The organism is Dyella japonica DSM 16301, from assembly GCF_001010355.1.
GTDB lineage: Bacteria > Pseudomonadota > Gammaproteobacteria > Xanthomonadales > Rhodanobacteraceae > Dyella > Dyella japonica.
The window spans coordinates 155,173-168,527 of the sequence record NZ_JPLA01000001.1; the positions used below are offsets into that span (position 1 = coordinate 155,173).

14 protein-coding genes are annotated in these 13,355 nt (G+C 63.5%); 5 read left to right on the forward strand and 9 right to left on the reverse strand.

The window, feature by feature from the left end; genetic code table 11:
- The first annotated feature begins 104 nt into the window (after positions 1-104).
- The 4 genes from Y882_RS00565 to Y882_RS00580 are packed head-to-tail and all read left to right on the forward strand — an operon-like array spanning position 105 to position 6,125.
- The gene (locus tag Y882_RS00565; protein WP_244466134.1) at positions 105-1,322 is read left to right on the forward strand and encodes a TolC family protein; all 1,218 of its coding nucleotides are present in this window, start codon (positions 105-107) and stop codon (positions 1,320-1,322) included.
- The gene (locus tag Y882_RS00570) at positions 1,319-2,605 is read left to right on the forward strand and encodes an efflux RND transporter periplasmic adaptor subunit (RefSeq protein WP_046969903.1); all 1,287 of its coding nucleotides are present in this window, start codon (positions 1,319-1,321) and stop codon (positions 2,603-2,605) included. The genes Y882_RS00565 and Y882_RS00570 overlap by 4 nt, the downstream gene beginning before the upstream one ends.
- Positions 2,602-5,781: an efflux RND transporter permease subunit gene (locus Y882_RS00575; protein ID WP_046969904.1), complete on the forward strand. Its 3,180-nt coding sequence runs from the start codon at positions 2,602-2,604 to the stop codon at positions 5,779-5,781. Before Y882_RS00570 ends, Y882_RS00575 begins: the two co-directional genes overlap by 4 nt.
- Positions 5,778-6,125, forward strand: a complete 348-nt coding sequence (locus tag Y882_RS00580) for a copper-binding protein (protein ID WP_046969905.1) — start codon at positions 5,778-5,780, stop codon at positions 6,123-6,125. The genes Y882_RS00575 and Y882_RS00580 overlap by 4 nt, the downstream gene beginning before the upstream one ends.
- A 10-nt stretch (positions 6,126-6,135) precedes the next feature.
- Here the strand turns inward: Y882_RS00580 and Y882_RS20705 are convergent, their stop codons facing one another.
- Together Y882_RS20705 and Y882_RS00585 are read right to left on the reverse strand one after the other, a co-directional pair.
- Positions 6,136-6,363, reverse strand: coding sequence for a GDCCVxC domain-containing (seleno)protein (locus Y882_RS20705; RefSeq protein WP_484488289.1), 228 nt, complete (start codon positions 6,361-6,363; stop codon positions 6,136-6,138).
- Positions 6,360-6,992: a cation efflux transmembrane domain-containing protein gene (locus tag Y882_RS00585; RefSeq protein WP_046969906.1), complete on the reverse strand. Its 633-nt coding sequence runs from the start codon at positions 6,990-6,992 to the stop codon at positions 6,360-6,362. Before Y882_RS00585 ends, Y882_RS20705 begins: the two co-directional genes overlap by 4 nt.
- A 62-nt stretch (positions 6,993-7,054) precedes the next feature.
- On the opposite strand from Y882_RS00585, the gene Y882_RS00590 reads away from it, so the two are divergent.
- Positions 7,055-7,453 (forward strand): MerR family transcriptional regulator, encoded by a 399-nt coding sequence (locus Y882_RS00590; protein ID WP_046969907.1) that lies wholly within the window; start codon positions 7,055-7,057, stop codon positions 7,451-7,453.
- On the opposite strand, the gene Y882_RS00595 is transcribed toward Y882_RS00590, so the two are convergent.
- The 7 genes from Y882_RS00595 to Y882_RS00625 form a co-directional block, all read right to left on the reverse strand.
- Entirely contained in the window at positions 7,450-7,809 is a 360-nt protein-coding gene (locus Y882_RS00595) for an ArsR/SmtB family transcription factor (RefSeq protein ID WP_046969908.1), read from the reverse strand. The genes Y882_RS00590 and Y882_RS00595 overlap by 4 nt on opposite strands.
- Before the next feature lie 63 nt (positions 7,810-7,872).
- Positions 7,873-8,955: an ACR3 family arsenite efflux transporter gene (arsB, locus tag Y882_RS00600; protein WP_046969909.1), complete on the reverse strand. Its 1,083-nt coding sequence runs from the start codon at positions 8,953-8,955 to the stop codon at positions 7,873-7,875.
- Positions 8,952-9,470, reverse strand: coding sequence for an arsenate reductase ArsC (locus Y882_RS00605; RefSeq protein ID WP_046969910.1), 519 nt, complete (start codon positions 9,468-9,470; stop codon positions 8,952-8,954). The genes arsB and Y882_RS00605 overlap by 4 nt, the downstream gene beginning before the upstream one ends.
- A gap of 131 nt (positions 9,471-9,601) precedes the next feature.
- The gene (locus Y882_RS00610) at positions 9,602-10,570 is read right to left on the reverse strand and encodes an SOS response-associated peptidase family protein (protein WP_046969911.1); all 969 of its coding nucleotides are present in this window, start codon (positions 10,568-10,570) and stop codon (positions 9,602-9,604) included.
- 88 nt (positions 10,571-10,658) lie between these two features.
- Positions 10,659-11,000 (reverse strand): helix-turn-helix domain-containing transcriptional regulator, encoded by a 342-nt coding sequence (locus Y882_RS00615; RefSeq protein ID WP_046969912.1) that lies wholly within the window; start codon positions 10,998-11,000, stop codon positions 10,659-10,661.
- Between the two features lie 22 nt (positions 11,001-11,022).
- Positions 11,023-11,400, reverse strand: a complete 378-nt coding sequence (locus tag Y882_RS00620; protein WP_162207376.1) for a type II toxin-antitoxin system RelE/ParE family toxin — start codon at positions 11,398-11,400, stop codon at positions 11,023-11,025.
- 450 nt (positions 11,401-11,850) lie between these two features.
- A complete protein-coding gene (locus Y882_RS00625; protein WP_046969914.1) occupies positions 11,851-13,278 on the reverse strand; it encodes an amidase in 1,428 nt (475 codons plus the stop codon).
- Between the last annotated feature and the right edge of the window lie 77 nt (positions 13,279-13,355).

The following is a 13,355-nucleotide window of genomic DNA, read 5'->3' on the forward strand; positions in this document are numbered from 1 at the left end:
GCATGGCCCGTACGGTTTTGTGATCGGAGCTAAGCATGTTTTCGCATCAAACCATGACGCGCGCCTGCGTGGCGCGCCCTTGGCTGTGCCTCTTATGGGCCGCCATGATTTTTTTCGTCCCTCCCGCCAGGGCGGACGACGCTGCCCTGACGCTGGACGCGGCAACGCGTCTAGCCATGGCGCAGGCGCCACTTCTGCAGGCACGTCTTGCCCAGCAGGATGCGGCCCGGGAAGAAGCCGGGCGGGCCGGTGCCCTGCCCGACCCCCAACTCTCCGTTGGCATCGACAACCTGGCCATCGAAGGGACAGGTGCATTCACGGCCGGTGGCGACACCATGACCATGCGCACGCTGGGCCTCACCCAGGTGCTGCCGTCGCGCGCCAAGCGGCAAGCGCAACGCGACCTCGCAGGCGCAAATGTCGAACAAGCCGGATCGACCTCCGTGATGACCCGGCTCGCGATCGAGCAACAGGTCGCCGCCGCCTGGATCGGCGCATGGGGGGCTCACCATGAAGTCCAGATGCTGCAAGCCATGCGGCATGAATGGGCGATTGACGTCGCGGTGGCCGAAGCGCGCTTGCGCGGAGGTACCGGCTCTGCCGCCGACGTGCTGGCCATGCGCATGGACGCACTCGATCTGGAGAACCGCATCGACGATGCCGACTCACGCGAAGCTCAGTCACGAGCGGCCTTGGCGCGATGGCTGGGCAAGTCGGTGAACGAACCGCTGGCAGACGCACCCGACTTCACCGTGCTTGCCCACGACCAATCCTCCCTGCTCGCTCGCCTGGACGATCAAGGCAACCTGCTCGATTGGCCCGCTCGCGAACACGCCGCGGAGGCCGCGCTGGCGGTGGCCAAGGCAGAGAAGCATCCCGAGTGGAGCGTGGGACTGAGCTATGGATCCCGTGTTCGCGGCCTGTCCGACATGGTGTCGCTGCAGGTCGGCGTGAGCCTGCCCTTGTTCACGCGCAATCGCCAGGACCGCGGCATCAGCGCGCGTGCCGCCGATCTCGATGCGGTTCGCGCCGAGCACGACGATGCGCGGCGACAGCAGGCCGCCTCCGTGCAGGCAGCCTGGGCGCAATGGGATGCACTGGGACGGCAAGTGCGTCGCCATCTCGACCAACTGCTGCCGCAGGCGAACGATCGTGCCGCACTCGCTCTGGCGGCCTATCGCGGTGGCGGCGATATCCAACCCTTGCTCGACGCGCGCCGCGACGAGATCTCACACCACACCGACTTCGCCCGCATGCTCACCGACTACGGGCGCGCATGGGCCGCGTTGACCTATCTGCTTCCCGAGGGAGATACCCCATGAAACGCGCCATGCTGATCTCCTTCATGCTCGCGGCACTGCTGGTTACCGCACTCATCGCCTATTGGGCAGGCAACCAGCGCCATGCGCCAGCGGCATCGTCCGCAGCCACAGGATCCAACGCGCCCGAAGCCCATGCCAAGGTCCTGTATTGGTACGACCCGATGACGCCGCAGCAGCATTCCGATAAACCGGGGTTGTCGTCGATGGGCATGCAAATGGTGCCCAAATATGCCGACAGCGGTGCCGACGCGAACACCGTTCATATCGACTCGGCAACCGTACAGAACCTGGGCGTGCGCACAGCAACCGTGGAGCGTCGCGTGCTGCCCGCGACCATCGAAGTGCCCGGAACAGTCAGCTGGGATCTACGCCAGGCGACCGTCGTCAGTGCTCGCGTGGACGGAGTGGTCGGCAAACTGTACGTGCGTGCTCCGTATACGAACGTCGCGGCCGGCGCGCCGTTGGTGGGCCTGCTCGCACCGCAGTGGAGCAGCGCCGTGGCCGAATCCCAGGCCTTGCAACAGGTGCAATCGGCGGAGGCCAAAGCCTTGCGCGGCGCCTCGCAACAGCGACTGCAGGCGCTTGGCCTGTCGCCCGCAGACGGCGGCGCGCTCGGCCGCGGCGGCTTGATCACTCTGCATGCGCCGCAGGCCGGCGTGCTCAGCACGCTCGATGTGCGCGACGGGCAGCGGGTCAATGCCGGGCAGACGCTGATGACGATCAATGGCCTGTCCACGGTATGGATCGATGCGGCGTTGCCGCAGGCGGTGGCCGGTACGGTGCATGCGGATACCCCGGTTTCTGTTCGCGTCGATGCCCTGCCCGAGCGGGTGTTCCGCGGCCAGGTGGAAACGCTGCTACCCGATCTGGACATGGCCACCCGCACGCAGCGCGCACGCATCGTGCTTGCCAACCCGGACGGCGCATTGAGTCCCGGCATGTACGCGACGGTGCAGCTCGCGCCCCTGACAGGCAAAGCCTTGCCGGTGGTGCCGGACAGTGCACTGATTTCGACCGGCGACAACACCCGGGTCATCGTTGCCGAAGATGGCGGACGCTTCCGTGCCGTCGCGGTTCGCACCGGGCGCTCGGCAGGCGGTTACATCGAGATCCTTGACGGCCTCGATGGCGGCGAGAAGGTGGTGGTGTCGGGCCAGTTCCTGATCGATTCGGAAGCCAGCCTGTCCGGAGCGTTGGAACGTCTGAACGATTCTTCTGCGCAACCCGCACCCGCGAGCAGCGCAGCGTTGCCGGGCATGCCCATGCCGGGAGATCACCCATGATCGCCACACTCATCCGTGCCGCGATCGCGCACCGTGCATTCGTGCTGTTGGCCGCGCTGGTCCTGGCGGTGGGCGGTGTGTTCGCGGCCATCCATACGCCCATCGATGCCCTGCCCGATCTGTCCGACACCCAGGTGATCATCCGCACCAATTGGCCTGGCCAGTCGCCCCAGGTGGTCGAAGATCAGGTCACCTACCCGCTCGCCACGACCATGCTGTCGGTGCCTGGCGCGAAGACGGTCCGCGGCTACTCGTTCTTCGGCGACTCCTACGTTTACGTCCTGTTTGATGACAGCACGGATCTGTTCTGGGCACGCTCGCGCGTCCTGGAGTACCTGAGCCAGGTACGCGATCGCCTGCCCGCTGGCGTAAGTCCCTCGCTGGGTCCGGACGCCACCGGGCTGGGATGGATCTATGAGTACGCGCTGATCGATCGCACGGGACAGCACGATATCGGTCAGTTGCGCGCGCTGCAGGATTGGTTTTTGCGCTACCAGCTCAAGACCGTACCCGATGTTGCTGAAGTGGCCAGCCTGGGCGGCATGGAACAAGCCTGGCAGGTCGTGCCCGATCCACAGGCACTGGCCGCACGCCAGCTCACCGTCACGGCATTGGTCGAAGCCATCCGCGCCGCCAATGGTGCGAACGGCGGCTCGGTGATCGAGCAAGGTGAAGCCGAATTCATGGTGCGTAGCGAAGGCTATCTGCGCAACCGCGAGGACTTCGAGCGCGTACCCATCACCGTCAATACCAACGGCGTGCCAGTCCTGCTGCGTGATGTCGCCAGAGTGCAACGCGGCCCTGGCTTTCGGCGTGGCATCGCCGAACTGGATGGCCAGGGCGAGGTGGCCGGCGGCGTCGTTGTGCTGCGCACGGGCAAGAATGCCAAGACCGCGATCGCAGCCGTCAAAGCCAAGCTTGCCGAATTGAAGCGCAGCCTGCCAGCCGGCGTGGAGATGGTGCCGACCTACGATCGCTCCGAACTGATCGATGCGGCTGTCGAAAATCTGTGGGGCAAGCTGCTGGAGGAGTTCCTGGTCGTCGCCCTTGTCTGCGCCTTGTTCCTCGGTCATTTGCGCTCGGCCCTGGTGGCGGTGATCACGCTGCCGCTCGGTGTGCTGACGGCCTTTATCGTGATGCAATGGCAAGGCGTCTCGGCCAACCTGATGTCACTCGGCGGTATCGCCATCGCGATCGGCGCAATGGTCGATGCAGCTGTCGTGATGATTGAAAACACCCACAAGCACCTTGAGCATTGGAGGGAGGCGCACGATGGGCAGGAACCCCTGGGCGCAGCACGCTGGTCGCTGGTGGCAGAGTCGGCGGCGGAAGTCGGGCCCGCGTTGTTCATCAGCCTCCTGATCATCGCGCTGTCCTTCGTGCCGGTGTTCGCACTGCAGGGCCAGGAAGGCAAGCTATTCAAGCCGCTCGCCTTCACCAAGACCTACGCGATGGCGGCGGCTGCCGGGCTCGCCATCACCCTGGTGCCCGTGCTGATGGGGTATCTCGTGCGTGGCCGCATCCGTGCCGAACGCGACAATCCGCTCAATCGAGGCCTTATCGCGCTCTACCGCCCCATTCTGGAAACCGTACTGCGCTATCCGAAGACCACACTCGCGGCAGCCGGCATCCTGCTGCTGAGCGCCGCCATTCCCTTCAACCGGCTGGGCAGCGAATTCATGCCACCCATGGACGAAGGCACGCTGCTGTACATGCCCACGGCACTGCCGAGCCTGTCGGCCGGCAAAGCGGCGCAGCTGCTGCAGCTCACGGACCGCATGATCAAGACGGTGCCGGAGGTCGATCACGTGTTCGGCAAGGCCGGGCGTGCGGAGACCGCCACCGATCCGGCACCGCTGGAGATGTTCGAAACCACCATCACCTTCAAACCGAAGAGCCAATGGCGTCCAGGCATGACCATGGACAAGCTCAAGATCGAACTGGACAAGGCGGTGCGCGTGCCCGGATTGACGAACCTGTTCGTGCCGCCGATCCGCAACCGCATCGACATGCTCGCCACCGGCATCAAGAGTCCCATCGGCATCAAGGTGCTTGGCGCCGATCCCTCTGTCTTGCAAACCGTCGCCGATCGGATTGAAGCCGTCGCGAAGCACGTACCAGGCGTCAGCTCGGCCATCGGCGAGCGTGCCGACGGTGGCCGCTATGTCGATGTGCATATTCGCCCCGATGATGCGGCCCGCTACGGACTCACCCAGCAGCAGGTACAGGAACTGATTGCCACGCTGGTGGGCGGCGATCCGATCGGACAGACCGTCCAGGGACGAGAGCGCTATCCGATCGTGGTCCGCTACCCGCGCATCGCGCGCGATTCGGTCGCCGCCTTGCGCCAGTTGCCGATCGTCGCCGCCAGCGGCGCGCAACTGACCCTCAGCCAGGTCGCCGATGTCAGCCTGGACGCAGGACCGCCGATGCTCAAAAGCGAGAACGGCCAACTGGCCACCTACGTCTATGTCGATACCACCGATCGGGATCTCGGCGCCGTCGTGGCCGACCTGCAACGCACCGTGGCACGGCAAGTGACCTTGCCTCCAGGCATCACGGTGGCATGGTCCGGACAGTTCGAATATCTGGCCAGCGCGATGGAGCGCCTGAAACTGGTGGTGCCGATCGCGCTGCTGATCATCTTCGGGCTGATCTATGCCGTCTTTCATCGGGCCAGCGAAGCGCTGATGATCATGCTGAGCGTGCCGCTGGCCCTGGTTGGCGGGCTGTGGCTGATCCTGCTGCTCGGACACGCCGTATCGGTGGCGACGGTGATCGGTTTTATCGCCCTGGCCGGCGTTGCCGCCGAGTTTGGCGTGGTGATGCTGCTGTATCTGCGTCATGCGTGGGAACAGCACCTCGCGCTCAACCCGCATGCCGGACCCACCGAACTCGACGAGGCGATACGCGAAGGCGCCGTGCAGCGCGTGCGGCCAAAAGCGATGACCGTCGCCGTCATCCTTGCCGGCCTATTTCCTATTCTGCTCGGTCACGGCGCCGGCTCCGAAGTCATGCAGCGCATCGCCGCACCGATGGTCGGCGGCATGCTCACCGCGCCGCTACTGTCCATGCTCGTCATCCCCGCCGCGTTTCGTCTCTTGGTCCTGCATCGACTGCGCAAGACCAACCAGGCGAGCGTTGCACTCGCTCCCAACCAAGGAACCACTCCATGAAAAAGTACATGCTCGCTTTCGCGCTCATCGGCACGCTGGCTGTCGCGCCCGGTTTCGCCGCGGCACAAGCCATGGACCCAGACATGCCCGGCATGCAGCACGACGCGAACACCGCCGACGCGCAAGGGACCGGTATCGTCAAGGCGATCGACACCAGCAAGAACACCGTCACGCTACAGCATCAGGCGATCGCCTCGATCGGTTGGCCGGCCATGGCCATGGCCTTCAAGGTGGCCTCGCCGGAGCTGCTGAAGACCGTCAAGATCGGCGACAAGGTGCAGTTCTCGCTGCGTCCGGCAGGCATGGACAGCACGGTGACAGCGATCAAGTCCATGCAGCCCTGAGAACATCAGCTCAATGGCAGCAGGAACCTTCCTGCTGCTTCGGTGGACAGGGTGCCGTGCCGTAAGAACAGAACACGCAACAGTCGCCTGGCTTGGGGCGCAAGACTGCGCCGCAGCCCGAACAGTCGTAGAAAAACCAGCAATAGTCGGTGGGCATCGTCTCCTCGGAGCGATGCCCGCAATGCGGGCAAGTCACCGTGCTCTGCAAGACAAGTGTCTGCCTGGTATCCATGTTCATGACCCGGGCGTGATCAACCTCGAGCGGAACTGTGGCCACGCCGAGGTCAGTACGTCAATCCCGGTCCGCACAAACAGCAAGGCCAGCAGCGCACCGAATACCAGGTCGAGCCACGCCCAGCCGGTCCAGGCGATTAGCGCGGTCGTCAACAAGACGCCAGCGTTGCCGATCACGTCGTTGCGCGAGCACAGCCAGACCGAGCGCATATTGATGTCGTCGCTACGGAAGCGCGTCAGCAGCAAGAGGCAAGTCGCGTTGGCCATGAGCGCAATACCTGCAGCGATGGCCATCACCGTCGGCAGGGGCTCGGCACCGGCGATCAGCTTGTGCACGACTTCCACCAGAACGACAGTAGCAAAGGCGAGCTGGATGCCGCCCTTTACCATGGCAGCCCCGGCGCGGGCACGCAGCGACCGGCCCAGTACGACGAGGCTCAGTCCATAGACCAGGGCATCGCCCAGGCTATCCAGCGAATCGCCTTGCAGCGCCGTCGAGTCCGCCCAGAAGCCTGCACCAAACTCGCCCAGGAAGATCGCCACATTGATGGCCAGCACGATCCACAGGATCCGGCGCTGTGCCACCGATTGGGCAAGCGCCTTGCCGGTGGATTCGCAATCGCAGCAGGCCATGGTCTGGAACTCCTCAGGACAATGGCCTAGCCTAAAGTCCGTAGCTGCTACGGAGTCAAGCCATGCGCATCAGCGATCTGGCCAAACGAACGGGTTGTCACCTCGAGACAGTGCGGTACTACGAGCGCATAGGTTTGCTGCCGGAGCCTGATCGTTCGATCGCCGGCTATCGCCAGTACGGTGAGACAGATGTCGATCGGCTCCATTTCATCGTGCGCAGCCGGGCCCTGGGCTTTCATCTGGACGAAATCAAAAGCCTGCTGACGCTTGCCTCCGAGTCGAACCTGTCGTGCCGTGAAGTGGATGCGCTGGCACGCAATCATCTTGCTCAGGTCGAGGCCAAACAGAGGGAGTTGGCGGCGCTCGCCAAAGAGCTGCATCACATGATCGACACCTGCCACAAGGACACCCGCGAGACCTGCACGATACTGCGCGGCCTGTCGAGTCACCTCGCCGCCTAGGCGATGCGCTTGCGCGCTCGCGTGGAGCCCGTTCCGGCCTTGGCCTTGGATGACGGCGCACAGGACTGATCGCTCGCAGCGCAGCAGTGATCGGTGAGATACCCGACCAGGTCGCCCATGACCTCGAGGATCGGCGAGTAGTAGATGAATCGCCCGTCCTGCCGGCTCGCGATCAGCCCAGCATGGACGAGTTCCTTCAGGTGGAACGAGAGCGTGGCGTTGGCCAGCCCCAACCGTTCGGCGATCGCGCTGGCCGCCAGGCCATCGGGCGCATGCTCCACGAGCAGGCGATACACGGCCAACCGCGACTCCTGGGCGAGCGCGGACAGCACGGTGATGGCTTGTTTGGTCTGCATGGCGAGTCGGGGACTTCGGTCGGGAACCTTCAGTGTAAGAGCAATGCTGGTGTCACTGCCTGCTCAGGCCGTACGCGCTTCGTACCAGTGTTTGCTCACCGTCACGATACGAACCACCGACAACATCACCGGCACTTCGATCAGGACGCCGACCACGGTGGCCAGCGCCGCCCCAGAGTGGACACCAAACAGACCCACGGCTGTGGCCACAGCAAGCTCAAAAAAGTTGCTCGCGCCGATCAGCGCGGACGGCGCCGCGACGCAATGCGGTACGCCGAGCCTGCGATTGAGCAGATAGGCCAGGCCGGAGTTGAAATACACCTGGATCAGGATCGGCACCGCGAGCATGGCGATGATCATCGGCTGCGCGAGGATCTGCTGTCCCTGGAAACCAAACAGCAACACCAAGGTGAGCAGCAAGGCAGACAGTGAAATCGGCCCCAGCCTTGCGAGCAGGCGTTCGAGCGCGCCCTGCCCGCCATTGGCCAGCACGAAGCGGCGCAGCACGACACTGATCAGTACCGGAACCACGATATAGAGCACCACCGACAGCATCAGCGTGTTCCACGGCACGGTGATTGCCGAGATGCCAAGCAGCAGCCCAACGATCGGTGCAAACGCGAACACCATGATGGCGTCGTTCACCGCGACCTGGCTCAAGGTGAAATTTGGCTCACCGCCGCACAGATTGCTCCATACGAAGACCATCGCCGTGCACGGCGCGGCGGCAAGCAGAATCAGGCCGGCCACATACGAGTCGAGCTGGTCCGCCGGAAGCCACGCCGCAAACACGTGGCGAATGAAAATCCACCCCAGCAAGGCCATCGAGAACGGCTTGACCGCCCAGTTGATGAAGAGCGTGACGCCGATGCCCTTCCATTGGCGCCGCACGCCGCCCATCGCACTGAAGTCGATCTTCAGCAGCATCGGGATGATCATCAGCCAGATCAGTCCCGCCACCGGCAGGTTGACCTTGGCCACTTCCATCTGCCCCAGTGCTTCGAACGTGCCGGGCAGCGCGTGCCCGAGCAAGGTGCCGGCCACGATGCACAGCGCCACCCACAAGGTCAGGTAGCGCTCGAAGAAACCGATACGGGTGACTTTCGACGGCGGCGCGGCATCCATGGCAGTGGCTGCCTCGTTCATGCGACATCCTCGCTGTCGTCTTCGCCGGTGAGCGCGCCGATGCCGTCAAGCGCCCACTTGAGGTCTTCCGGGCTCATCGTCTCAACAGGAAGATTCAGCAACGCCATGAGGCGGTACGTGATCAGCATATGCGCCTTGCGGAAGGCTTCATTGATCGCCACGGGACTGCCCTTGACCGCAGCCGGATCGGGCAACCCCCAATGCGAGCGCACAAAGTCGCCAAACAGCACCGGGCACGGCTCGCTTGCCGCGCTGTCGCAGACGGTGATCACGATATCCAGCGGCGGCGCGCCCTCGCCCACGAAGCGATCCCATGACTTGCTGCTCAGCCCGTCGATGGGGATGCCCGCCGTCGCCAGCTCTTCCAGCGCATACGGATTGACCTTGCCGGTCGGCTGGCTGCCGGCGCTATACGCCTCGAACCGCCCCTTGCCCAAATGATTGAGCGTGGCCTCCGACAAGATGCTGCGGGCCGAATTGCCGGTACAAATGAAGAGAACGCGACAAGGATGCATGGCGCTGTGAATCCAGGTGGGATGGGCTGCGTTGATTGTAATTCTATATTTCCATAATGATGGAATCGTTACGTTGACGCAACTGGCTGGGAGACATCCCGCAGCGCGACTGCGCCTTCCGCACGCGAAATCTACGCTGCAATCTTGTGCGCGTAATACGGCCGCGCCCGATCGTCCAGGATCGCGTAGAGCGCCTCGAGATTGTTCGGGTCGGGACTGAGCCAGGCATCGATGTGCTCGGGCTTGATGGGAATGATGCAGCGGTCGTGACCCGCGGCAGCCACTTCCGGTGGCGGTTCGTCGGTGATCGCGGCAAACGAGAACAGGTCGATGCCGTGATCCGCACCCATGGAGATGTTCCACAGGCAGGCGACCAGCATGTCCTGCGGCGGCTGCGGATCGAATTCGAGCTTCACGCTCTCCTCCTTCTCGCCAGGCGCCAGCTCCCTGCCCTCCACCTTGTGTCGCGCAACGCTTTCGTAGAAGCGCGTGACGATCATGATGCCGTGGCGATAGCCGAACAGCTTGCCCCATGACTCCTCGAGCTTGTCCCGGCGCGCGTTGTACGTGCCTGGAAACCTGCGCTCGGTGGCATCGTTCCAGCCTGGCAGGCGACACTGGTAGCGCATGGGCACCACCAGGCGCTGGCCATCGCGCTCGATCATCACAGGGCCATAGCCGCCCGGATAGATCAGGGAGTCCTTGTCCTGCATCTCCTTGCGCTCGAGGTCTTCCAGGTTTCGACGCGTCGCCTTGATCTTGTTGGTGGCGATACGCTGATCCTCGGCGGCCTTCTTGGTGGGCTTGGGCCCCGCCAGGATGGCCTGGGCATTGAGCAGCCGCTCAGTCTGCTGGGTCAGCTCCGCCTGCAGCTTCTCCGCCCACTCCCGGTCACCCTCCGCCACGAGCTTGGCCAGCTCAAATCCCTCCTCGCCTCGCGGTTTGCGGAAAGGCTCGCGCATCGCCTTGGGGAGTTTGTTCCAGCCGCCATCCTTGCGCTTCTCCCAGAACAGCTCGACGAAGCGCTTCAGGCTGATTACGGCGCCGAATTCGCGGACAAACTTGTCGTAGTCGGCTTCGATTTGCGCGGAGTAGCACATGGCTTAGAGCTTACAACTGCCATGTATGGGGCACGTAAAGGCGTCGTCTCGCTTTTCGTGCCCGTCGCTGCTGCCCTTCGGATTCTGGTTACGCTGCCACAGCTTCCGCCCGGACCACGCGGGCAGACACGGCCGCGGCATCGAGCGCCGCACGCGTAAGCTGCCGAAAAATCGCACCGAGCGCGTCCATGCCCGGATTGCCCTTGGCGGACAGCATGCGGTGCAGGCTCTTTGATGGCGTACCCGTGGCCTTGGCCAGCCCTTCGAAGCCCATCAGGCCATGGGTGAGATCACGCATAAGCAAGCGGGCTGCCTCGGTCTCGCCGTTAAGCAGCATGGACGTTGCTTCGTCCAACAGGGCGCAGGCAAAAGCGGGGTCGCTTTGAATGCGGTTGGCGATGGTCTCGCGATAATCGACAGTCAGTGCCATGACATAGCGCCTCCGCGCCGAATCAGATTGTGGGTACTACTTTCTTTGACTTCGGTGCACCAGCAGCCCTCTTCCCCGTCACCCTCTTCTCGGTCTTGTATTCGGTTACCAGCGCACGGGCCATCGCGATCGCCTTTTGCTGATCCCCTTTGTCACTACCGGCCAGGAGGACAATCAGTTTCTCGCCATCCTGATGGACATAGATGCGAATACCGGGGCCCCAATCCAGGCGCCACTCGGCCAGCCCACCACCAAGACCTTTCAAGCCTGACGTATGTCCGGTTGCCAAACGGGCAATCACGGCCGCGACCTTCGCAGCCGGCACGGCCGCCAATGCATCGAAAAACTGGCGGTAATGGTTTCTCCCGTGCTTATCGATGAACTCCTTAACCTGTGGCACAAGGCGATCCTTTCCTTGTCGCATCAAGGTAACATATACGTTACCAATGATTCAAGATTGGCAGCACCACTCTTGCCCGTCCCATCGCCGGAAATCACCGCCGGCGCGGCGACGAATGTGGCGTCGCGATCTACTTCGCCTGGCTGCGCATTCGATTCACCCCCGGATTTCCGCGCGTGATAGGCGAAGCAGGCAATTCAAGGCTCGGATGGCACACTCGAAGCTCAATCTTTCAATGGTCACCAAGCCAGCGCGACTGGCGAACGACTTGAAAGCGCGTAGGCCACTCGCCGCCATCTCGAGTTCGACAACGGCGTCAGGTTCATTGCCATCGCCATCTATCGGTTCGAGAAGTGCACCTGAGCTGGTTTCCGGGAATCCTCGCGCAAGCGGGGCCGAGCCATCGCTGACTCGACCCCATCGGTGTTGCTGACGTCGCCGGAAACAGCGTTACGGCTTGATGCCCATGTTTGCCAGGCTTGGGTGCAGGTCAACCACCGGACTCAGGCTTTCCAGCAGCGAACCCAGGTGCAGGATCGTGGATTCCGCAAACCACGGCGCCACCAGCTGCACGCCGATCGGCAGTCCATCCTTGCTCATGCCAAAGGGCATCGACATACCCGGCAGCCCTGTCACACTCAGGGGTGCGGTTGCATCCATCACGTGCAGCGAAGAGACGGTCTGACCATTGATGACGAACTCCGCCGCGTCGTGGGCATGCGCCGGCACCGGCGTGACGGGACACAGCAGCGCATCATAGCGAGCGAAGTACTGAGCGAAGCCGTCGCGCATCGTCTCGATCTGCTGCTCAGCGATGACGAAATCCTCGATCGACGTGTCGGGCGTGTCGAACACGCCTTGGACATGCTTGTAGATCAGCTCTTCGTGCCCCGCCGTCGCCTTCCTGAAGGCGGGTTTGGTTTCCATCGCCTGAAGCTTCCAAAGAAGTTCGAGAGCGTTGATCTGCTCCAGCACGGGTATGCGCACTTCTTCCACGATCACGCCCGCGCTCTTCAGTGCCTCCGCCGCCATCACGACGGTTGCCGCAACATCGTTGTCGATCGCACCAAAGCCCGGCTCGACCAGCCAGCCGACGCGCAGCTCGCGGTGCGGCACCGCGCCAACGCCTGCGTCGAGGCTGAAGGGGCTGGTGGAGAATCCATCTGCGCCGTCCGGACCGGCCAGCAGTGCATAGGCCAGTGCAATATCGCGAACCGAGCGGGCCATCGGGCCGGCGTGCCAGAAGCGGCGCGGGACGCGCGGCCAGACACCGGTCATCGGGATACGCCCATGCGTCGCCTTGAGACCGATGACGCCAGTCAACGCAGCCGGACCGCGCACCGAGATCGCAACGTCCGTGGCAAGACCGATGGGCGACATGCCCGCCGCGATCGCCGCCGACTCGCCGCCACTGGATCCACCAGGGGTGCGATCAGGGTTCCATGGGTTGAGCGTGCGGCCCGAGAGCAAGTTGTCGCTCTCGATCCAGTAGGAGAATTCAGGGAGATTGGTCTTGGCCAGCAGAATGCCGCCCGCCTGCTTCATCCGTGCAATACCGGTCGCATCCGTGTCGGGGACGCGGCCCTTGAAGATCGGCGAGCCCAGTTGGGTGAGCACGCCGGCCGTATCGAAGGAATCCTTCGCCGTGAAGGGTACGCCATGCAGCGGACCCAGCTTTTCGCCCGCCAGTACGGCAATTTCGGCGTCCTTCGCGGCCTTCATCGCGTCGTCCGCCATGGTGACGATGGCATTGATCTTGGGATTGGTTTGGTGGATGCGGTCGATGTGCGCCTGCATGACCTCGACCGGTGAAACCTCCATGGTACGGATCAGCTCGGCGAGCCTGGTGGCATCCTGGTAGATAAGTTCGGTGCTCATAGGGGGGGATCTCGACATGTTGGACAGGGGATCAACAAGGTTAGAGAGCCGGCCTACCTAACGCTTGTTAGGTTGAA